This window comes from Labrenzia sp. PHM005, from assembly GCF_006517275.1.
Taxonomy (GTDB): Bacteria; Pseudomonadota; Alphaproteobacteria; order Rhizobiales; family Stappiaceae; genus Roseibium.
This window is the reverse complement of sequence record NZ_CP041191.1, coordinates 4,817,647-4,839,472: the sequence shown is the minus strand read 5'-3', so window position 1 is coordinate 4,839,472 and position 21,826 is coordinate 4,817,647. Positions and strand designations below refer to the sequence as shown.

Sequence of the window (21,826 nt, the reverse complement as noted above, 5' to 3'; positions counted from 1 at the left end):
GGCAGGATCTAAATGGAAACATTTGTCTTTTCCCTGCTGAACGGGGTCATCTACGGGCTGTTGCTGTTTATGCTGTCCAGCGGTCTGACCCTGATTTTCAGCATGATGGGCGTGCTCAACTTCGCCCACGCCAGCTTCTATATGCTGGGCGCCTATTTCGCTTACACCATCGGCTCCGTCACCGGATTTTGGATTGCTTTGTTCCTGGCTCCAATCATGGTTGGTCTTGCCGGGGCTGCTGTCGAACGCTGGGGCCTGCGCAAAGTCCATGTCAACGGCCACCTGGCCGAGCTCTTGTTTACGTTCGGCCTTGCTTATTTGATCGATGAGCTGGTCAAGATCATCTGGGGCAAGATCCCCGTCGCCTATGAAATCCCGGCGGCCCTCGACTTTCCGCTGTTCACGCTCTTTGGTGCCCAATACCCGGCCTACCGGATTTTCATGCTGGTGGTGTCCGTTGCGATGCTCGGCGGTCTCTGGTTCTTGCTCAAGCGCACCCGCGCCGGGTTGATCATCCAGGCCGCTTTGACCCATCCGCATATGGTCGGCCATCTGGGCCACAATGTTCCGCGCGTGTTCATGATGGTGTTCGGCTTTGGCTGCGCGCTCGCCGGGCTCGCAGGTGTTATTGGCGGTAATTACCTGGTCACAGAACCCGCGATGGCCTTGTCCATCGGCCCGATTGTTTTTGTGGTTGTCGTGGTCGGCGGCATGGGCAGTTTGGAAGGCGCCTTCATAGCCTCGCTCCTAATCGGCCTTCTTCAGACCTTCGCCATTTCCATAGACACGACCTTTGCGGAGATCTTTGCTTTTACCGGGCTCAGTCCGCTGAGTGACCTCGGCCGCATCTCGATTGCCTCCTTGGCGCCGATGCTGCCGTTTCTGCTTCTGGTCCTGATTCTGATGATCCGCCCGCGTGGCTTGATGGGGGAGCGGGAAATTTGACCGACACAATCGCTATCTCAATTGCTCCTTCGGGCACGGAGAAATTTCGCACACGCGTGCTGCCGTTTTTGATCATGGCTGCCGTGTTGGTCGTGATCCCGATGACAGGGCCGTCGCGAACGGCCTACACGTTGTTGAATGCCATCGGCATCAACATGGTTTTCGCGCTGTCCTACAATATGCTCCTCGGCCGGGCCGGTCTTTTGTCCTTCGGCCATGCGGTCTATTTTGGCCTCGGCGGCTACACGGCAATGCATGCCATGCAGGCGATCGAAGCAGGAACAGGCATCTGGGGTTTTGTCCCCGTTTTTGCCTTGCCGCTGGTCGGTTTTGCCGGAGGCGCATTGGCCGGTGCTGTCATTGGCTGGCCCTCCTGCCGCCGTGCCGGCATTCCCTTTGCCATGATCTCATTGGGGATCGCAGAACTGGTGGCGGCTGCCGGGTTCATGTTCACCAGCCTCTTTGGTGGGGAAGAGGGTGTATCCGGTGACCGTATGAACGGCACAGAACTCTTTGGATTGAGCTTGGGCCCGATCAACGAGGTCTATTGGTTCATCGCTGCTTGGACCTTGATCGGCACAGTTGCCATGTTCGCGTTCACCCGAACGCCGCTTGGCAAAATGGGGGAGGCGGTGCGCGACAATCCGGAACGGGTGGAGTTTGTCGGCTACGATCCGCAGCGGGTGCGGTATCTGATTTTCATCTTCTCCGGCGGTTTTGCCGGGCTCGCTGGCGGCATGGCGGCCGTCAATTATGAGATCTTTACGCCCGAATCCCTGTCGCTGCTGCCGTCCGGCTTTGTGCTGCTGATGGCTTATGTTGGTGGGATCCGCTATTTCGCCGGGCCGATGCTGGGCGCGGCACTGCTCACTTACATGCAGTCGAACCTGTCAGACTTCACTGAGGCCTGGCTGTTGTATCTGGGTCTGCTGTTTATCCTGATCGTCATGTTCGCGCCGGCAGGCCTTGCCGGGATTGCCGTTGGGGCTGGCAACGTGTTGCAGAACCCGAACCGGGGAACAATTCTGATGCGCTGGGCGCGCTTTGGTGCAGGGGCCCTATCCGCCTTCCTTGGCTCAGTGGTTGTGATTGAAGTTGTCGTGCGTCACTCCAACGGTTTTGGTGAGATTTTTGAGCCTTTTGGGTTGGCTCTGGAAGCAAACAGCCCACTGACCTGGGGGCTGGCAGCGGTCTTTCTTGGCGTCGGTGGCTGGGTGATGCGCTCTGCGGCATCGGCGAATGAGGAGGCAGGCTCATGAGCACTCCGGCGCTTTCCATCCGCAGCCTGACCAAAAACTTCGGCCCGGCCGAGATCATCCGGGGTGTCGATCTCGACATTCAACCGGGAGAACGTCACGCGATCATCGGGCCGAACGGGGCGGGTAAATCGACCCTGTTCAATCTTGTTTCAGGTTTGCACCGGCCAACTTCGGGCAGTGTACATCTGAGCGGCAAGAAAATCTCAGGGCGTAAACCGCACGAGATCACCCGCATGGGGCTTTCGCGCTCGTTTCAAGTGTCCAACATCTTTGCCAATATGACAGTGCGCGAAAATGTGCGCTGTGCGGTGCTTTGGTCACTGGGCACTGGTTACAGCTTCTGGCGCAACATCGGCAACCTGAAACATGTGCAGGAACGCACGGCTGAAGTCTTGGAAACGGTCGGCATGATCGACAAGGCAGGACTGCCAGCCGCAAGCCTGCCTTATGCCGATCAACGGACTCTGGAAATCGCGATCACCATCGCCGGCGGCGCCGATGTGATCCTTCTGGACGAACCGACTGCCGGTATGAGCCACTCGGAAACCGAACGCGCGGTCGCCCTGATTGAGCGGGCGACGGCCGGCAAGACCCTGATAATTGTTGAACACGATATGAGCGTGGTCTTTGGATTGTCCGACCGGATATCCGTGCTGGTCTACGGCCAGATCATTGCCTCCGGGCCTCCGGATCAGATCCGCGGTGATGCCAAGGTCCGGGAAGCCTATCTTGGTGATGAAGCCGAGGATCTTCCGCAAATCGAAGGAGCCGCGTGATGAACACCATGCTGTCTGTACGCGGGCTCAACGCGTTTTACGGGAAAAGCCATGTGCTGCGCGGGGTCAATCTCGAAGTCGAGGAGGGGGAGGTGGTGGCCCTTCTCGGGCGCAATGGGGTTGGCCGCTCTACCACGGTCAAGGCGATCATGGGGGAGGTCGCGCCGAAAGGCGATATCTGGTTCAAGGGTGAAAACATATCAGGCCTTGCCAATCACGAGATTGCCTTGAGGGGCCTTGGTTATGTCCCGGAGAATCGGGATATCTTTCCAGGCCTGACAGTCCGGCAGAACCTTGTGCTCGGCATCAAGGACATGAAACGGCCAGGGCGCTGGGCTATTGAGGACATGCTGAAGATGTTCCCGAATTTGGCAGAGCGCGCCGATACGCCGGCGGGCGTCCTTTCTGGCGGTGAAAAGCAGATGTTGACCATTTGCCGGACACTGATGGGCGATCCACAGCTGATCATGATCGATGAGCCGACCGAAGGCCTCGCGCCGCGTATTGTTGCCCAGGTCGGGGAGCTTCTGGCGGAAATTGCCCGGGCAGGTGTCTCGATCCTCCTGGTGGAGCAAAAACTCTCCATCGCGCTGAAGATTGCGTCCCGGGTCTATGTCATGGGGCACGGCGAGATCGTTTATTCCGGCACCCCGCAGGACTTCATCACCCGGGATGACATCCGTGGTGAGTGGCTGGAGGTTTGAAGTTTGTACAATCTCGCTCCCTTGCCGTCCCGGTCCTGAACCGGGACCATTTAACCGCTGAGGCTGCTGGTCGCCGATCTCCGCTGCGCTGCGTCCGGAGCGGTGGAACGCGGTTAATTTGGGGGGGGGCGCGGGCGACATTTTTATCCGGGGCCAATTGACCCTGAGAGAACCTTTATACTTGAAATATAATTTCATTATAAAATATTGAATTCCACATATTGAAATTTCTTCAGGATGTGATTAGAACAGTTTCCACGATCTGATCACTAGGACTGGGAGGCCTTGTGGTGACACAAAGCGTCAATCTGACTTTCGAAAATAGTATTGCCGTCATTGAGATCTCGAATCCGCCGGTCAATGCGCTGTCGCATGCGGTCCGCTCGGGGCTTCAAGGCAGTTTTAGGGGCATTTCCAGCAACGACGATGTCAAAGCCGTTGTGATTTACGGCGCTGGGCGCACCTTTGTTGCGGGCGCCGATATCCGCGAATTCGGTCAGCCACCAAAAGAGCCGTTCCTACCCGAATTAATCAACGAGATCGAAGCCTGCTCGAAGCCGATTGTGGCGGCCCTTCATGGCACCGTGCTGGGTGGCGGGCTGGAGCTGGCGCTTGGCGCGCATTACCGCATTGCAGCGCCAAAAACCAAACTTGGTTTGCCGGAAGTGTCTCTTGGCCTTCTGCCGGGTGCCGGCGGCACGCAGCGCCTGCCGCGTCTGGTGCCGGTGGCGAAAGCCATCGACATGATCACATCAGGCAAACCGATTTCCGCAAACGAAGCGCTTGAGCTTGGTCTGATCGACCGGGTGAGCGGTGAAGAGGACATGCGGTCTGCTGGGATTGCCTATGCAAACGCGCTCATAACTGAAAGTGCTGCGCCCCGTCCTGTAAGTGGTCTGCCCTGCAACACACCGGAAGATGGGTTGTTTGATAAGGCGCGGGCAACGCTCGCCAAAAAAGCACGTGGTCAGCTCGCACCGCAAAAATGCATCGATGCCATTGAAGGTGCGGTCACGCTGCCATTTGCCGAAGGCTTGGCGCAGGAACGCGCGTTGTTCCGCGAGCTTATGGATTCGGATCAGCGTGCCGCTTTGATCCATGCCTTCTTCTCCGAGCGCCAGGTCGGCAAATTGCCTGAGATTCAGGATGTTGAGCCACGCACACTTGAAAAGGTAGGCATTATCGGCGGCGGAACCATGGGCTCTGGCATCGCGACCTCCGCTCTGCTCGCCGGACTAACGGTCACACTGATCGAGCGGGATGCGGACGCGGTTGCCAAGGCGGAAGCCACGGTTTCCAAGAATCTCGCCGGTGCGGTGAAACGCGGCAAGCTTGCCCAAGAAAAATTCGACGCCATCATGACCGGTAATTTTAGTGCCGGATCCGATTATGAAGCCTTGGCTGAGGCTGATCTGGTGATTGAGGCAGTCTTTGAGAGCATGGACGTCAAGAAGGATGTCTTTGGAAAGCTCGACAAAATTTGCAAGCCGGGTGCGGTCCTGGCATCCAACACGTCTTATCTTGATGTGGACGAGATTGCCGAGATCACCAGCCGTCCGGCAGATGTCATCGGCCTGCATTTCTTCTCGCCGGCCCACGTGATGCGGCTTCTGGAAATCGTTGTCGGCGCCAAGACGTCACCGGATGTCGTCGCAACCGGATTTGCGCTGGCCAAGCGCCTCGGCAAGATAGGTGTGCGCGCCGGTGTCTGCGACGGCTTTATCGGAAACCGCATTCTGGCGACCTATCGCAAGGCCATCGATGGCGCGGTTCTGGCCGGAGCCAGCCCTTTCGATGTCGATCGGGCGCTGGTTGATTTCGGTCTCGCCATGGGACCGTTCGCGGTCAGCGATCTGGCCGGTCTCGACATTGGATATATGACGCGCCAGCGTCTCGCCGAAACACGGGATCCGCGCGAAGTCTATGCTGAGTTTTCCGACCGCTTGTGCGAAGCCGGACATCACGGCCGCAAGACGGGACGTGGGTTCTATGACTACAGCGGCGACAAGCCGATGCCGAACGGCGATATCCTGGGATATATTTCAGATGAACAGGATGCCAAAGGCATTAAGACCCGCGAGTTGAGTGACCAGGAAATCGTCGATCGGTATATGGCGGCGATGGTCAATGAAGCGGCTCTTGTGGTTGAGGAAGGGATTGCGCAACGTCCTCTCGACGTCGATGTGACCCTGCTCAACGGCTACGGTTTCCCGCGCTGGCGTGGTGGTCCGATGCAATATGCGGACACGGTTGGTGTCGGCAAGATCTTGAATGATATCAAACGGTTTGCCGAAGAAGATGACTTCCTGTGGCAACCGGCTCCCCTGTTGGAAAAATTGGCAGCAGAAGGCAAGACCTTCGCCAGCCTGAACGCGTGAGGCCTTTATTCATGAAACAAGCAGTTATTGTCTCGACCGCCCGGACCGGGCTGGCGAAGTCTTACCGGGGTGCGTTCAACGAAACACATGGTGCAACCATGGCCGGTCATGCGATCCAGCATGCCGTCGAGCGGTCCAAAGTGGATCCGGCAATCATTGAGGATGCTTTCATCGGCTGCGGTTATCCGGAAGGTTGGACAGGCAGCAACATTGCACGCCAATCCGTTCTGCGCGCCGGTCTGCCGGTGACGACAGCAGCTGTGACCATCAACCGCTTTTGCTCCTCAGGTCTTCAGGCGGTGGCTATGGCAGCCCATGCAATTTCTGTCGAAGGCGCTTCAGCTGCGATCGCTGGCGGTGTGGAAAGCATCAGCCAGATGCCGCCGTCCCGTCCGCCTGCAGCGCGCGAGAAATGGCTCGATGAACACAAGCCGGAGGTCTATCTCTCGATGATCGAGACCTCGGACATTGTGGCCAAGCGCTACAACATCAGCCGCGATGCGCAAGATGAGCTCTCTTTGGTCAGCCAGCAGCGCACCGCTGCAGCTCAAGCGGCTGGCAAACTGGACGATGAGATCGTGCCGATCACCGTCACCCAGGCCTTCAAGGACAAGGAAACCGGCGAATTGACCCGCAAGGACGTCACGTTCTCCATGGATGATTGCAACCGCCCGAACACAACGCTGGAAGGCCTGGCAAAACTGGAGCCAGTCCGCGGGGAGGGCAACTTCACGACTGCCGGTAATGCGTCGCAGCTCTCCGATGGTGCCGCCGCGCTCGTTCTAATGGATGCCGATCTGGCCGAAAAACAAGGTCTTGAGCCGCTTGGTGCGCTGAAAGGGTTTGTCACGGCAGGCTGTGAACCGGATGAAATGGGCATCGGGCCGGTTTATGCCGTGCCGCGGCTCCTGAAACGCCACGGTCTTTCCGTCGATGACATCGATCTTTGGGAACTGAACGAAGCGTTTGCCTCCCAGGCGCTGTATTGCCGCGAGCAGCTCGGCATCGATCCGGAGAAGTGCAACGTCAATGGCGGCTCGATCTCCATCGGTCACCCGTTTGGTATGACCGGGGCCCGCATGACTGGCCACCTTCTTTTGGAAGGCCGACGCCGTGGTTCCAAGCTTGGTGTCGTGACCATGTGCATTGGTGGTGGCCAGGGTGCCGCTGGCCTCTTCGAAATCTTCTAAAGGGGGCGGCAATGGATCTCAGTTACACGCCCGAAGAAGAAGCTTTCCGCGCTGAGGTGCGGTCCTTTCTCGATGAAAAGCTGCCGCGTCAGCTAAAGGAGAAGGTCCGGCTTGGAAAGCGTTTGACCAAGTCGGATATGGAAAGCTGGCATGCAATCTTGAACGCGCGCGGCTGGCTTGCTCCGAACTGGCCCAAAGAGTACGGCGGCGCCGAGTGGGATGCTGTTCAGCGCATGATCTTCGAGGAAGAAGCCTGTCTGGCCCATGCGCCGCGCATCGTTCCTTTCGGTCTTTCGATGCTGGCGCCCGTGTTGTTGGCGTTTGGATCTGAGGAACAGCGCCAGCACTATCTGCCGCGCATTCTGAATGGAGAAGACTGGTGGTGCCAGGGTTATTCTGAACCGGGGGCTGGATCGGATCTTGCTGCGCTCAAGACCAAAGCTGTGCGCGATGGCGATCATTATGTCGTTAACGGCCAGAAAACCTGGACGACGCTTGGTCAGCATGCCAACTGGATCTTCTGCCTGGTGCGCACGGATCCAGATGCTAAGAAACAGGAAGGTATCTCCTTCCTCTTGATCGACATGAACACGCCCGGTGTGACCGTGCGCCCGATCGTGCTGATCGACGGTGAAGCCGAGGTCAACGAGGTCTTCTTTGACGACGTCCGCGTACCGGCCAGCAACCTCGTTGGCGAAGAAAACAAGGGCTGGACCTACGCCAAGTATCTGCTCACCCACGAGCGAACCAATATTGCAGGTGTTGGCTTTTCCAATGCCGCATTGGCTACCCTGAAGCACGTTGCAGCGAGCACCCAGTCCGGCGGCAAGTCACTGGATCAAAACCCGTATTTCGCCGCTCGGATGGCGCAAGTTGAAATCGACTTGATGGCGATGGCGACCACCAACCTCCGGGTTGTTTCAGCAGCGGCAAAGGGGCAGGCGCCGGGTGCGGAAAGCTCCATGCTGAAGATCAAGGGCACGGTGATCCGCCAGGAGTTGTCATCGCTCCTGCGCCGGGCAGCTGGACCGGATGCCATGCCGTTCCTGCCGGACTACCTGGATGGGGGTGACAATGTGCCGGCAGAAGGCCCGGAACATGCACCTGCATCTGCGCCCAACTATTTCAACATGCGCAAACTATCGATTTTCGGTGGCTCAAACGAGATCCAGCGCACGATCATCACAAAAGCGATTTTGGAACTTTGAGGCGTTAAGCAGATGGACTTTAATCTGACAGAAGAGCGCGCGTTGCTGCGCGACATGTTGCAACGCTTCTTGAGCGAAAACTACAGCCACGAAGAGCGGCGCAAGCTGCTGGCTTCCGGCAAAGCGTATGACACCTCAATTTTCAAGGAACTGGCGGACCTGGGCATCTTTGGTGCTCTGTTTAGAGAAGCTGAGGGCGGGCTTGGCGGTGCTGGGTTCGATATTGCCGTTGTTTTTGAAGAGCTTGGCCGCGCTGGTGTGATCGAACCGATCCTGGGGAATGCGGTTCTCGCTGGGGGCTTGATCTCCGAGTTGGGCACGGGCGAACAAAAAACACTGATCGGCGACGTTATTGCAGGACAAAAGATCCTGGCGTTCGCCCACACAGAACCGGCCTCACGGTATGACCTCAATCATGTCACTGCTACGGCGAAAGCTGGTGGCGGCCAAATCACGCTGAGTGGCACGAAGGCGCATGTGCCGAACGGCGCGCAGGCTGACATGATTGTTGTGTCCGCCCGTGAGGCCGGAACGGACTGGGACGAGAAGGGAATATCCTTGTTTCTGGTTCCTACTGATGCCAAAGGGGTGACCATCGTCGATCATCCGAATGTGGACGGTACGTCTGCCGCGACCATTCGCTTTGAAAATGTCGTCGTGGACGAAGGCGCAAGGCTGGGTGCATCCGGCGTGGCTTTCGCGGCGATTGAAACGGCAGTGGCCCGCGCCACATTGGCTGTTTGCGCAGAAGCAGTCGGTGCGATGGAAGCCGCTAAGGCGTTGACCATTGAGTATCTGAAGGAGCGCAAACAGTTCGGCATTGCCATCGGCAAGTTTCAGGCGCTGCAGCACCGTATGGCGGATCTTCTGATTGAGGTCGAACAGGCGCGTTCTGCAGTCATCAATCTGGCGGGCCACCTCGAAGCCCCGCGCGCGCTGCGGGAACGCCATGTCAGCGCGACGAAAAACCTGATCGGCCGGGCAGGAGCGCTGGTCGCGGAAGAAACCGTTCAGCTCCATGGCGGCATCGGTATGACGGACGAATACGCGCTGTCGCATTTTGCCCGGCGTATCGTGATGATCGATCATCTGTTCGGCGATGTGGATCATCATCTGGAACGCTTCATCTCCTTGAATGCGGCCTAACCCATGAGCGCGCTTTTCCGAAAAGAGGTTCGGCCGGATCACCTGATCTTGTGGAACACCAACACCGCCCGGCGCAACGCTTTGTCGCCTGAGTATTATGACGGACTGCTGGAAGGCCTTGCAGAAGCCGCTGAAACACCGTCGATCACGGCTGTCATTCTGGCGGGAGAAGGGGACTATTTCTGCTCAGGCGGGGATCTCAATCTCCTAAAAGAGCGCCGTAATATGACGCTCGACGAGCGCAAGGCGGCAATTGCCAAGCTCCATACCCTGATCCAGGCAATCCGCACTTGTCCAAAACCCGTGATTTGTGCGGTCGAGGGCGGGGCTGCTGGCGCCGGTCTCAGCATCGCTCTGGCCTGCGATATGGTTGTCAGCGCCAAGGGAGCGGGTTTCACGCTTGCCTATGTCAAAGCCGGTTTGGTTCCGGACGGTGGCGTTACCCATGCTCTGATGAACGCGCTGCCGCGCGGCACTGTTTCGAAGATGGCCTTGTTGGGTGCGCCACTGACGGCTGAACGGTTGTATGACCTGGGCGTTCTGACCGATCTCTGTGGCGAAGGTGAAGCTCTGGCGACTGCACAGGCCTTGGCCAGAAAGATCGCCGCCGGTCCCGAAAAAGCCATCGCGGCCATCAAATCCCTTTTGACGTCCGCTGAGACAGCAACACTGGAAGAGCAACTTGATGCGGAGCGGGACGCTATGGCCGAGGCTCTTGGGGGCGAAGAGGCCCGCAGAGGTATCGCCGCCGTTCTCAGCAAATCCCGCCCTGTATTCCGCGATTGAGGAGTTTGAAATGACGTCGGCATACTTTGAACATCCGATTTTCGATACGCCGGTGACCCGGACCTATGGCACTAAGGTGCCGATCGTCGCCGGTGGCCTGCAATGGCTGGCCAATGCCGACTATGTGTCGGCGGCGGCCCGGGCCGGAATCATGGGCTTCATTACGGCAGCTAGTTTTCCGGAAGCAGAGGACCTGAAGGCTGAAATCGAGCGCTGCCGGGAGCTGTCGGATGGCAATCCGTTTGGTGTCAACGTTTCTATGCTGCCCAAACTGGTTCCGGGTGAGAAAACCGCGGACGTTTTCCGTACGATAGCCGATTGCGGCGTCAAATTCGTGGAAACGTCCGGGCGCAGTCCTGAGGCTTACTTGCCGATCCTGAAGGATGCCGGGATCACGGTTCTGCATAAGGTTCCCAGCCTGAGATATGCGGTCAAAGCGCAAAGCGTCGGCGTGGATATGGTATCGATTGTTGGCGCCGAATGCGGCGGGCATCCGGGCATGGATATGATCGGTTCCATGGTCAATGCCGGTCTTGCCGACGAACGGCTCACCATTCCCTGGCTGATTGGTGGTGGTATCGGCCGTGGATCGCAATTGGCCGCGGCTCTTGTGATGGGGGCGTCCGGTGTTGTTATTGGTACCCGGTTCCTGGTGGCTGAGGAGCTTCAGGCTCATCCGGGCTACAAACAGGCGCTGATAGATGCGAGCGAGCTGGATACCGCGCTCAGCATGACATCGGTCCGCAATACCGTGCGCAGCCTGCGCAATGAGACGACAGAGACCGTCATCCAACTGGAGCGCGACAATCCGGAAATTGGCATACAAGGACTGCTGAAACACGTCTCCGGCGCAATTGGCCGGCAGGCCTATGCCACCGGCGATGTCTCACGCGGCATCTTGTCGGCGGGTCATGCCCTTGGATTTGTTGATAAAGTCGAACCCTTGGCCGAGATAGTCAACCGTTTGGAAGCTGATGCCCTTGGTGCCTTGAAGCGGTTAAACACCGCTGCTTAAAGAGCGGCGATTTGGGAGGAACTGGAATGCAGAACCGCATTCATGATTTTCTGGATGAAGCGGCCGCCGCGCGCGGAGATACTGTTGCCATTCACGATTATGCAGACCGGGACATCTCCTGGAGCGGGTTGAAGCAAGCCGTGGGAGAGGCGGAAGAGGCGCTGAAGTCTTTCGGCCTTAAGGCCGGTGACCGGATCGTCATGGTCTTTGAGAATTGTATCTCAGTTCCGGCGTTCTTTTTTGCCGCCAGCCGGTTGGACGCTATCATTGTTCCAATCAATGCGCGGCTGACCGATGCGGAATTGTCGCGGATCTTCGCCCACAGCGATCCCAGCGTTGTGATGTTCAGCACGGATGTCTCTGAAGCCGCGAAAGCCCATGCCGATCACTTTGGCGCCGAGGCTGTCGAAGGAACCTTTGGACAAGCGGCGTTGATGCGCCGGGAAGGTGCGGAAGCGGAACCTGTCTTTAAAGACGGCCGGGAGCAGGTTGGCTTGATGCTCTACACATCAGGAACGACCGGAAATCCCAAAGCGGCAATGTTGACACATGGCAATCTGAACAGCGCTGCGCTGGCGTCTGTGAAATTGCGTGGCCGGGAGGACAATGATGTCACTTATCTGGCGCTGCCGTTGTCGCATATTTATGGTTTTATCGCGCTTTTGTCGGCAGCCGTTGCGCAAACCTCGTTGCGCTTAGAACCCCGTTTTGATGTCGAGCGGCTGTATCAGGCGCTGCAAAAGGACGTTACTCTTCTGCCCGGTGTGCCCCAGATGCATGCGCATCTCTTTCACTATACGCGCGCGCATAACAAGTCCAAATACGATGCAGGACATCTGCGTTTCGTCTCATCCGGTGGTGCTCCGCTCGATCCTGCCTGGAAACGGGAAGCTGAGGCCTTTTATGGTCTGCCGCTTCAAAACGGCTACGGTTTGACGGAAGGCGCTGCAGGCGTTTGTGCAACCTTGAATGAAATTGGCGATCCGGACATCAGTGTTGGCCGTCCAATGGGCGACTGTGTCTTGCGGTTGGATCTGGAAGCTGTGGGCGCTGAACCGGACAAGGGGATTGGCGAGATCCTTTTGGGCGGTCCGCAGGTGATGAAAGGCTATTTCAGGGATCCTGAACGCACCGCCGAGGTGATCACGGATACCGGCTTTTTCCGCACCGGAGATCTTGGCCGGTTTGATGAAGAAGGCCGCCTGCACATTGCGGGGCGCTCCAAGGAGTTGATCATACGCTCCGGCTTTAATGTCTATCCGGTTGAAGTCGAGGGAGTTTTGACTGACCATCCGGAGGTGATTGTTGCCGGGGTCGTGGGCCGGCAAGTTGAAGGCAATGAGGAAGTTCTCGCCTTTGTTAAAGTGGCCAAGGACAGCAAGGTTTCGGAAGACGATCTGAAAGGCTTCCTGCATGACCGTTTAGCGCCTTATAAACGTCCGTCAAAAATTGTTGTTGCAACAGATTTGCCTGCAGCGCCAACGGGCAAAATTCTGAAATCAAAACTGATCGATACCTTCTCCGCACAACTCAGCGAACCCGCTTGAGGCGTTAGGGAAGGGATTTTCCTAGATCTAGCAGGGCTCAGCTTGGCCGGTTTCCAAGGCCAAGCCAGAGAAATGCCGAGGAACTCAATTTATTTCTTTTAATCGGAACAAAATTCCATATAGTGGAATAATCAAATGGTCGATGGAGGATATGGCCTAATGAAACTGTTGAAGTCACTGATCGCTGGCGCATTGGTTGCCACGGGTCTCAGCACATCCGCCGCAGTCGCGGAAACCACCATTTTCTACGGCCACGGTGGCCCGGCCCGCGGCACCGTTCCGGTGGCGTTGAAGTGGTTCGATGAACGCATTGGCGAATTGTCTAGCGGCGACCTGAAGCTTGATATCCAGTGGGGTGGTGCGCTGTTTAAGGCCAACGCGGCAGCCGGTGCCATTGGTTATGGAGTTGCCGATGCGGGGTCGATCATCTCCGCCTACTTCCAGAAAGAAATGGCTGCCTATTCCATCGCCGATCTGCCGCTCAGCGGTCCGAATGTATGGGTAGGTCTGCGTGCCACCGACAAGCTGATGCGCACAACACCGGAGATCACCCAGAACCTCGCCGATCAGGATCTGGTTTACATCGGCACGTTTACCGCATCTGATGTCAACGTGGCCTGCGCAGGCACGGAAATTACATCGGTGAAGGACATTGAAGGCAAACGGATCCGCGGCGCGGGCGTTTATGGCAAAGTGTTTGGTGAACTCGGTGCGACTATGGTCAATCTGAGCGTTTACGAAGCTTACCAGGCCCTTGATGCCGGTTTGATCGACTGCAGCCAAGGCTATTCCTACATCATTCCAGCACTAAAGTGGCATGAGGTCATCGACAGCTACACCTTGCTGAGCTGGGGACAGATTGGTGGCTATGGCATGTTCATGAACAAGCAGTCGTTCGATGCTCTGTCCGACAGCCAGAAAGCTGTGCTGATGCAGGCTGGAGAAGAGCTTGCCGATAAGTTTGCTCAGATCGTCATGGGGGCAAATACCCGGGCGCTTGATAAGATCTCGGCCGGAGAGTTTGAACGGGATATCAAACTGCTCGAACTCAGCGTTGATGACCGGGCGGCTATGAATGCAGCCACCGAGCCGTTCATCGAGAGCTGGAAGGAAAACGCCCAGAGCGTTGGTCTGGATGCCGATATGTTGATCGCCAAATACACCGAGGCTGTCGCCGAGTTCACCAAGGAATTTGAAGAACAAGGCTATCCGTGGGAACGCGACTGAGTGCGTGACTAAAAGGCTGGGGCAGAAAATGCCCCGGCCCAACCTGCGGGGAGGGACCTATGCTTGATCGCTTAGAGCAGATTTTTGTCGACGTGGCAGTGGTGGCCACCATGGCGCTGGCCTTGCTGATTTTCACCGATGTTTTTGCACTGAACGTTTTTAACAAGTCGGTGCCCGACACGGTGATTATCGTGCGCGAACTGATGGTGCTGGCCATCATCATGCCACTGGCAGCAGCCACAACCCGGCGGTCTCATATCGCTGTCGAGTTTGTGACCAACTTTCTGCCCACGCGTCTGGTCAATTGGTTTGTCGTTTTCGGCAGCCTGTTTGGCGTTGTGGCTTTGATGCCGCTGATCTGGTCTGCGGGAAAGGAATTCGTCTACCAGTGGAACACTGGCAGCGAGTTTTACGGTGATCTCGGCCTTCAGCAGTGGCCAGGGCGCTTGGCCTTTGTTCTGGGGCTGTGTTTGTGCTGGATCCGGTTGGTGCTGATGGTTCTTGGCGACATCGTCTCGGCTCTACGTGGAAGAACAATCCTTACCGGAACGCATTAGGCGGCTAGCCGCGAACGGTCTGACGAATAAGATTTTCAGGGAATTCTCTATATGGATCCGGCAACCATTGGCTTGATCGCCTTTGCTCTCATGCTCATTCTTCTGGCGATGCGGGTGCCGATCGCCTTCGCTCTCATTGGCGTTGCGACAGCCGCGGCCTTTATGATCTTTGCGTTGCGCACTGGAACCTTCATGCCCGAACGAGCCTTCCGGGCGACGTCGGCGATGGTGTTTTCCAACTCCTTCGACCTGATCCATTCCTTTGACTTGTCGATGATCCCCTTGTTCGTTGCGCTCGGCAACATCGCCTATAAGGCCGGGATCACGACGGCAGTCTATAATTCGGCTCGGGTGTGGCTGGTGCAGCTGCGCGGCGGTGTCGCCGTGGCCTCCGTGATTGGTTGCGGCGGGTTTTCTGCGATCAGCGGATCCTCTGTTGCCTGTGCATCCACCATGGGCAAGATCTGTACACCCGAAATGCTCCGGCTTGGTTACGATCCGCGCTTGGCTACAGCCAGTGTTGCTGCTGGAGGCACGCTCGGCTCGTTGATCCCGCCAAGCGTGTTGTTCATCATCTATGCGATCTTCACGGAGACCTCTGTCAGCAAACTGTTTCTGGCCGGCGTTCTCCCTGGCCTTTTGACCTTGATCGGCTTTGTCATCGTCATTGGCTTCTGGATTACAGCGGACCCAAAGGTGGCGCCGCCGCGTGAAAAACCGGCAAGTACGGCGGAAAAAATCCGGGCCGCGAAAGATGCCTGGCCGGCCGCCTTGATTTTCCTGATCATCGTTATTGGCATCTATGGCGGCTTTTTCACTGCGACCGCTGCTGCTGCTGTCAGTGTTGTTGTCACAACGGCAATCGGCTTCCTGCAACGCCGTTTGAGCCTCAGTGACTTGTGGCATGCGGTCCGTGATACGGTAATCCAGACGTCATCGCTGTTCATCGTTGCCGCAGGCGCAAAAATCTTTGTGGCCGCCATTGCACTCACCGGCATGGCTCCGGCGCTGGTCCAAGCCGTTGCAGATGCGCAGTTGAGCCCAGCCATGCTGCTTTTCTGTATCTGTTTGGTTTATCTGGTTCTTGGCATGTTTCTCGATCCGATCGGGATCATGGTTCTGACACTACCGCTAATGATCCCACTGGTTGAAGCCAATGGCATGGACCTAATCTGGTTTGGTGTTGTTGTCGTCAAACTGTTGGAGATCGGACTGATCACCCCGCCGGTTGGTCTCAATGTGTTTGTTCTGGCCAATGTGGTTGGCCGGGACGCACCAGTTGGAACGATTTTCGCTGGGATTTGGCGCTTCCTGTGTGCGGACGTGATTGTCCTGGCGCTCATTGTTGCCTTTCCGGCAATCTCGTTGTTCCTGTCGCAGGCTGTGAAATAACGCAAAGTAACAAAGACAAGGGTATCCAAAAATCTTGGATTATCAGATAAGTAGATGCATAGACATGATGTGAAGTGACTCGAAAAATGCCGGACCTTAAGGACGATAAACGCTACGCGAATACTCTGGCTCGCGGCCTGAGTGTGCTCAGAGCTTTCCGGCCCACTGATAATGGGCTCGGGAACTTGGAAATCTCTGAGCGGACCGGACTGCCGCGGTCTACGGTGTCCCGGCTAACTTTCACTCTCTGCGCGCTTGGGTATCTGACGCATGGCCGTCACCATGACAAATACCGGTTGGGACCGTCTGCGCTTGCGCTTGGCAACATTGCCGCTGCTGCCTTTGGTTTCATCGAAACCGCGACACCCATCATGCAGAAGCTTGCCAATGACACCAAAACCTTGATTGGCGTCGCCATTCAGGACGATGGCGAGATGCTGATGGTCAAGACCTGGCGGCCGGAAAACTCCGCAACCATTTGGCTGAATGTCGGTTACCGGATGCCTGTGCTGAAATCGTCAACAGGCGCGGCTTACATCGGCGCGATGAATGAAGCCGAACGCAACAAGATCATGTCGATACTGCCGGAAGATCAAACTGACGAATGCATGGAACTCTGGGCGCGCTCCCAGGATCACCTTCTTGCAAATGGGTACATGTATCTGACTGGCGGCGACCGGTTTTCAGCCTCTATCAATGCGCTTGCCACGCCTTACCGGCCGTCAGAGTTCAGCGAGCCGGTTGCCTTTTTAAGTGGTGCGGCCGCAGATGTTCTGACCGAGGCGCGGATGAATGACAGCGTCGGGCCGGAACTTGCCGCGGCGGTTGAACAATTGCGCCATGTGACGGGCCAGCATTATTCGGTGCTTCTGCCGGTTTAATTTTCTGTGCTTGGCAGCAGACCTGCGCCCTTCCAGGATCTCATTGCCGTCCCGGACCTGATCCGGGACCAAATCAATTTGGGCGGAGCCTCTTGGACCCCGGCTCAAGGCCGGGGACGCCTCGAAACACGGGGTTTTGGGCAACGTTGGGCTCCGGTTTACTGTGCAGCCGGGGCAAAAAGGTCCGCGTAGGTTTCCCTCAAGACGTTCTTTTGCACCTTGCCCATGGTGTTGCGCGGCAGGCTGTCGACGAGGATCAGCTTGCGCGGGTGTTTGAAGCGGGCGAGGGCGCCTGCTACGGTGTTCTGGATCGCGTCCAGATCGGGATTATCGCCTGAATTTGGAACGATCAGTCCCAGCACTGTTTCGCCGAAGTCGGCATGCGGCACGCCGATGACCGCACTTTCCAAGACACCCGGCTGCTCATCCAGTACCAGTTCGATTTCTTTCGGATAAATGTTGTAACCGCCGGAAATGATCAGGTCTTTGTTGCGGCCGACGATGTGGACATACCCGTCTTCATCGATCTTCCCGAGATCTCCGGTGATAAAGAAACCGTCCTCACGGAGTTCTGCGGCGGTTTTTTCCGGCATTTGCCAATAGCCTTTAAAGACATTGGGACCGCGCACCTCGATTTGCCCGACCTCGCCGTTGGCAAGGGTTTCTCCAGTTTCCGGATTGGTGATTTTTAGGTCTACACCTGGCAGCGGGAACCCAACAGTTCCGGCGCGCCGCTCACCGTCATAAGGATTGGATGTGTTCATGTTGGTTTCGGTCATGCCGTAACGCTCGAGGATCCGATGACCCGTGACCTCCTCAAACCGGACATGGGTTTCGGCCAGAAGCGGCGCGCTGCCGGAAATAAACAGGCGCATGTGGGACGTCAGCTCTTTCGTGAAACGGGCATCGTCCAACAGCCGGGTGTAGAAGGTTGGGACCCCCATCATCGATGTCGCCTTCGGCAGATTGGCTATCATCGCATCCAGATCAAACTTCGGCAGGAAGATCATCGATCCCCCAACAGACAACATCACGTTTGTCGCCACAAAAAGCCCATGTGTATGGAAGATCGGCAGGGCGTGCAGCAGGACATCTTTGTCTGAAAAGCGCCAGTACTGCGCCAAATCCGTGGCATTTGATAGGAGGTTGGCCTGGGTCAGCATGGCTCCTTTGGAACGCCCGGTCGTTCCGGATGTATAAAGAAAAGCAGCCAGATCGTCAGCTGAACGGGAGACTGTTTCGAAGGTTGCAGGCATATCTTTAGCAGCTGCGGTCAGGGAGCCGGAGCCATCCGCATTCAGCGTTTCGGTTTTCGCGCCAAGCCCTTCGGCGACCGGTTTCAGAGCTGCTTCGCTGGCCGTATCGCAGACAACCAATGACGCGCCGCTGTTCTCGATAAAATAAGTCAGCTCGTCGACGGTATAGGCGGTGTTCAGTGGCAGAAAGATCACCCCAGCTTGGGCGCAGGCGGCGTAGAGCGCCAAGGCTTCCGGCGACTTCTGGATCTGAGCGGCCAGGCGATCGCCGGGTTTCAAGCCACGGTTCGTCAGAACATGTGCGAATTGCGCACCGGTCGCCAGAAAATCCGCATGGGTGAGGGTAGATCCGTCGGCGAGATGGAGGAACGGAGTGGCCTTTCCTGCATGTTTGCCGAAAAGCTGATCATAGAGCGGGTTGGCCATCGGTGGGGCTCCTATCGAGTTGTTTTTCTGCGGCCGCGCTCAGCGACTTGATATCCGAAGAGGCCGCAATTTCATGAGAGGAAGCGAAACGTTCGTGGTTCTGCGAAACCTTCGCCAGATTGTAAAGGTAATTGACCATCACGCCGGCTGATTGCTGTTGACCTTTTTCGGAAAGATCGGCGTCGGCATGGACCTGGTACACCTGCGCGCCATTTCCCAGATGGAACCGGGCAACCGGATCGAGCGGCATGCCGTTGGGGCGCTTGGCCGCAATCAGGTAATGGGCCGCAAGGGCTTTAAGTTGTTTCGGATCGTCCGGAAGCGGCTCTAACTCCGCCTTCTCAGCCCAACTCCTGAAACCTGGGATCGGAGACAGGGTGACAAAAGTTTTGAGCCCCTGCAGTTCCAAAGAGAGATCAGCCGCCACCTGTTTGATCAGGGAATTGCCAAAAGAAATGCCTGCAAGGCCCTTTTGGCAATTGGAAATGGAGTAAAACACCGCGGTGTTCGCATCCTCCGCTTCGATATGCTCTCGCTCCTCACTTAGAAGGTCCTGAACGGACGAGGGGATGCCTTTGGTCAGTGCAACCTCAACAAAGATCAGCGGTTCGTCCGGCATGGTCGGGTGAAAGAAGGCAAAACACCGCCGGTCGGCCGGCTGCAGCCGCCTCCGGAGGTCATCCCAGCTGTGGATCGCATGAACGGCTTCATAGGCAATGATCTTTTCCAGGATGTTTGCCGGGCTTTCCCAATTGATCGGTCTGAGCACGAGAAATCCCCTGTTGAACCAGCTGGCGAAAAGATGCCCGAAGTCCACATCCAGCGCCTGGAGCGCATCGTCCGACTTGCTGAACCGCAGCAGGTCTTCGCGCATGGCCACCAATGAACGGGTGGCATCCGGCACCTGATTGAGGCGGCGGATCAGTTCCTGCCGTTTGGGTTCCGCGGTATGTACAAGGGCGCGGTAACTAGCCTTGGATTGACCCTTTTCATAGGTCTCCAAGGCTTCCCGAAGATCCGCGACAGACACGGCCATATCTTCGGCAAGATGACGGAAAAAGGCCTGTTTTTCGCTTTCGTCAGCGCGTTCGTAACGGTCAAGGATATGCCGGGCAATCGTGCTGCCCGAAACCTCACCGGCCGCACCGATCAGTGCGGCGGTAAGTTCTTCCATGGACCGGTTATCATCGCCGCCCGGCAAGAAGGTCCGGTACCGGCGGTCAAACAGTGAAGAAAGCAGATCGGCCAATAATGTCATCGCGTGGCTCCCATGACGGCGTCGGGCAACCAGGTTGCCAGACCGGGAAACAGGCATAGCAAGATGATCGCCACTACCATACATGCCACAAAGGGTAAGGACCCTTGGAGGATGGTCTTCAGCGAGATGTCCGGCGCAATGCCGTTGATGACATATAAGTTGAGTCCGACCGGCGGCGAGATCAAGCCAATTTCCATGTTGATGGTCAGGACAACCGCAAACCAGATGGGATCAAATCCAGCCGTCGTAATGATCGGCAAGAGGATCGGAGCAGCCATCAGGATGACGGCAACCGGGGGTAAGAAAAATCCGGCGATCAGCAGGAAGATGTTGACCGCGCCCATCAGAACCCAGCGGTTGACGTCCAAGGTGCCAATCCACTCGGCAATCGCCTGCGTGATGAACAGCGACGACAGCATGTAGGAAAAGACACCGGCAGCGGCGATGATGAACAGGATCATCACGCTTTCCTTGGTGCTGTCACGCAGGACCACCCAAAGATCACCCGGGTTCCAAAGCTTGTAAATCACCATGGCGATGATCAGGCAGAGGAGGGCGCCGACGGCTGCTGTTTCCGAGGGCGTCGCGATGCCGCCGTACATGGCATAAAGAACGCCGACGATGATCGCCAGGAAAGGCACCACCCGCGGCAGGATTTCAAACCTTTGCCGCCAGGTGTAACTGCCAGAACTTAAGACCGACGCGTTGCCAGACCGCCAGGTGGAATAGAGCGACCAGGCCATGAACAAGCCGACCAGCAACAAGCCTGGAAACACGCCTGCCAGAAACAGCCGACCGATCGAGGTTTCCGTGGCAATGCCGTAGACGATCATGGTGACGGACGGCGGGATCAGGATGCCGAGCGTGCCACCTGCAGCGATCGACCCGGCTGCAACTCCATCTGGATAGCCGCGTTTGCGCATTTCCGGAATGCCCATCTTGCCGATGGCCGCGCAAGTTGCCGGGCTGGAGCCGGACATCGCGGCAAACAGCGCGCAGGCGCCAAGGTTAGAGACGACAAGGCCGCCAGGAACCCGGGTGAGCCAGCGCTCCAGCGCCTCATAAAGATCAGCACCAGCGCGGGTTGAGGCAATCGATGCGCCCATGATGATGAACATCGGGATCGACAAAAGCGCGAAGTTGTCGAGTTTGCCGAACAGAATTTCCGGCATCAGTTCGAGTGACCGCATGCCGTCGAAAATGATCAGGAAACCACCTGAAACAATCAGAAGACCAAGGGCGACCGAAACACCGGAGAAGAGCACAAGGATCGTTGCGATCGCAACGATCGCGCCAAGAAGAAGCGGGTCCATCAGGCGTCCTCCAGACCAAAAGGCCGGTCAATGCCGGTCAAAACGGCGACCAGGTCGGCAATCAATTGCAAGAGTAGAAGACCGAAGCCGATGGGAAGTGAGAGGTAAGGGATCCAAAGCCGCACGCCCCATACGGTGTCGGAACGCCATCCGCGTTCCCAGGCAAAATGCCAGTAGTCAAAGCCGTAGTAGAACATGACACCAACGATGGTGATCGACAGCGTAGACGTGAGGATGGCTAGAAAAAAACGCGGACGCGGTTTTAGCGCCAAAGGCACCAGGTCGACGTTGACATGTCCGCGCAAGCGCTGAACGTAGGGTAGGCCAATCAAGGTTGCTGCGATCACCAGATAGATGACCGCCTCGGTCTGCCAAACGGTTGACCCGTTGAGGACAAACCGCACGAAGATCATCTGGCATGTGATCGCGACTGCGGCCACGATCATGGCCGCAGAGCACCAGCCGGCCAATGTCGAAATTGCGGCGACAAGACGCAAAAAGGGATTGTTACCGGCGTGCGCTGCGACAGCCGAACTGTGACCCGCCATCGGGTTCTCCTATC

The 21,826-nt window shown here is 57.1% G+C and carries 19 protein-coding genes; 15 read left to right on the top strand and 4 right to left on the bottom strand.

Annotated features, from left to right (window positions below; translation table 11 throughout):
• Nucleotides 1–12: 12 nt before the first annotated feature.
• The 15 genes from FJ695_RS21890 (at nucleotide 13) to FJ695_RS21820 (ending at nucleotide 17,011) form a co-directional block, all read left to right on the top strand.
• On the top strand, nucleotides 13–945 hold the full coding sequence (locus FJ695_RS21890) for a branched-chain amino acid ABC transporter permease (protein WP_141187418.1): 933 nt from the start codon (nucleotides 13–15) through the stop codon (nucleotides 943–945).
• Nucleotides 942–2,204 (top strand): branched-chain amino acid ABC transporter permease, encoded by a 1,263-nt coding sequence (locus FJ695_RS21885; protein WP_209010770.1) that lies wholly within the window; start codon nucleotides 942–944, stop codon nucleotides 2,202–2,204. The genes FJ695_RS21890 and FJ695_RS21885 overlap by 4 nt, the downstream gene beginning before the upstream one ends.
• Entirely contained in the window at nucleotides 2,201–2,980 is a 780-nt protein-coding gene (locus FJ695_RS21880) for an ABC transporter ATP-binding protein (protein WP_141187417.1), read from the top strand. Before FJ695_RS21885 ends, FJ695_RS21880 begins: the two co-directional genes overlap by 4 nt.
• Before the next feature lie 8 nt (nucleotides 2,981–2,988).
• Nucleotides 2,989–3,684, top strand: a complete 696-nt coding sequence (locus tag FJ695_RS21875) for an ABC transporter ATP-binding protein (RefSeq protein WP_141188869.1) — start codon at nucleotides 2,989–2,991, stop codon at nucleotides 3,682–3,684.
• Between the two features lie 290 nt (nucleotides 3,685–3,974).
• Nucleotides 3,975–6,062: a 3-hydroxyacyl-CoA dehydrogenase NAD-binding domain-containing protein gene (locus FJ695_RS21870; RefSeq protein WP_168206451.1), complete on the top strand. Its 2,088-nt coding sequence runs from the start codon at nucleotides 3,975–3,977 to the stop codon at nucleotides 6,060–6,062.
• Between the two features lie 11 nt (nucleotides 6,063–6,073).
• Nucleotides 6,074–7,252, top strand: a complete 1,179-nt coding sequence (locus FJ695_RS21865) for an acetyl-CoA C-acyltransferase (RefSeq protein WP_141187415.1) — start codon at nucleotides 6,074–6,076, stop codon at nucleotides 7,250–7,252.
• A gap of 11 nt (nucleotides 7,253–7,263) precedes the next feature.
• Complete coding sequence (locus FJ695_RS21860) at nucleotides 7,264–8,460, top strand: acyl-CoA dehydrogenase family protein (RefSeq protein WP_141187414.1); 1,197 nt, start codon at nucleotides 7,264–7,266, stop codon at nucleotides 8,458–8,460.
• Between the two features lie 12 nt (nucleotides 8,461–8,472).
• Entirely contained in the window at nucleotides 8,473–9,606 is a 1,134-nt protein-coding gene (locus FJ695_RS21855) for an acyl-CoA dehydrogenase family protein (protein ID WP_141187413.1), read from the top strand.
• Between the two features lie 3 nt (nucleotides 9,607–9,609).
• Nucleotides 9,610–10,392, top strand: coding sequence for an oxepin-CoA hydrolase, alternative type (locus FJ695_RS21850; protein ID WP_141187412.1), 783 nt, complete (start codon nucleotides 9,610–9,612; stop codon nucleotides 10,390–10,392).
• Between the two features lie 10 nt (nucleotides 10,393–10,402).
• Nucleotides 10,403–11,407 carry a nitronate monooxygenase family protein gene (locus FJ695_RS21845; RefSeq protein ID WP_141187411.1) on the top strand — a complete coding sequence of 335 codons (1,005 nt, stop codon included), beginning with the start codon at nucleotides 10,403–10,405 and terminating at the stop codon, nucleotides 11,405–11,407.
• A gap of 26 nt (nucleotides 11,408–11,433) precedes the next feature.
• Nucleotides 11,434–12,954: a class I adenylate-forming enzyme family protein gene (locus FJ695_RS21840; protein ID WP_141187410.1), complete on the top strand. Its 1,521-nt coding sequence runs from the start codon at nucleotides 11,434–11,436 to the stop codon at nucleotides 12,952–12,954.
• A 159-nt stretch (nucleotides 12,955–13,113) separates the two neighbouring features.
• The gene (locus FJ695_RS21835; protein WP_141187409.1) at nucleotides 13,114–14,181 is read left to right on the top strand and encodes a C4-dicarboxylate TRAP transporter substrate-binding protein; all 1,068 of its coding nucleotides are present in this window, start codon (nucleotides 13,114–13,116) and stop codon (nucleotides 14,179–14,181) included.
• Nucleotides 14,182–14,240: 59 nt separating this feature from the next.
• The gene (locus FJ695_RS21830; RefSeq protein WP_141187408.1) at nucleotides 14,241–14,738 is read left to right on the top strand and encodes a TRAP transporter small permease; all 498 of its coding nucleotides are present in this window, start codon (nucleotides 14,241–14,243) and stop codon (nucleotides 14,736–14,738) included.
• Between the two features lie 51 nt (nucleotides 14,739–14,789).
• Complete coding sequence (locus FJ695_RS21825) at nucleotides 14,790–16,130, top strand: TRAP transporter large permease (protein ID WP_141187407.1); 1,341 nt, start codon at nucleotides 14,790–14,792, stop codon at nucleotides 16,128–16,130.
• A gap of 86 nt (nucleotides 16,131–16,216) precedes the next feature.
• Nucleotides 16,217–17,011, top strand: coding sequence for an IclR family transcriptional regulator (locus FJ695_RS21820; RefSeq protein ID WP_141187406.1), 795 nt, complete (start codon nucleotides 16,217–16,219; stop codon nucleotides 17,009–17,011).
• A gap of 158 nt (nucleotides 17,012–17,169) precedes the next feature.
• Here FJ695_RS21820 and FJ695_RS21815 read toward each other — a convergent pair whose 3' ends face one another.
• The 4 genes from FJ695_RS21815 to FJ695_RS21800 are packed head-to-tail and all read right to left on the bottom strand — an operon-like array spanning nucleotide 17,170 to nucleotide 21,812.
• Complete coding sequence (locus FJ695_RS21815) at nucleotides 17,170–18,693, bottom strand: malonyl-CoA synthase (protein ID WP_141187405.1); 1,524 nt, start codon at nucleotides 18,691–18,693, stop codon at nucleotides 17,170–17,172.
• On the bottom strand, nucleotides 18,674–19,951 hold the full coding sequence (locus FJ695_RS21810; protein WP_141187404.1) for a malonyl-CoA decarboxylase: 1,278 nt from the start codon (nucleotides 19,949–19,951) through the stop codon (nucleotides 18,674–18,676). Before FJ695_RS21810 ends, FJ695_RS21815 begins: the two co-directional genes overlap by 20 nt.
• A complete protein-coding gene (locus FJ695_RS21805) occupies nucleotides 19,948–21,264 on the bottom strand; it encodes a TRAP transporter large permease (RefSeq protein WP_141187403.1) in 1,317 nt (438 codons plus the stop codon). The genes FJ695_RS21810 and FJ695_RS21805 overlap by 4 nt, the downstream gene beginning before the upstream one ends.
• Nucleotides 21,264–21,812 carry a TRAP transporter small permease gene (locus FJ695_RS21800; protein WP_141187402.1) on the bottom strand — a complete coding sequence of 183 codons (549 nt, stop codon included), beginning with the start codon at nucleotides 21,810–21,812 and terminating at the stop codon, nucleotides 21,264–21,266. The genes FJ695_RS21805 and FJ695_RS21800 overlap by 1 nt, the downstream gene beginning before the upstream one ends.
• Nucleotides 21,813–21,826: the final 14 nt, after the last annotated feature.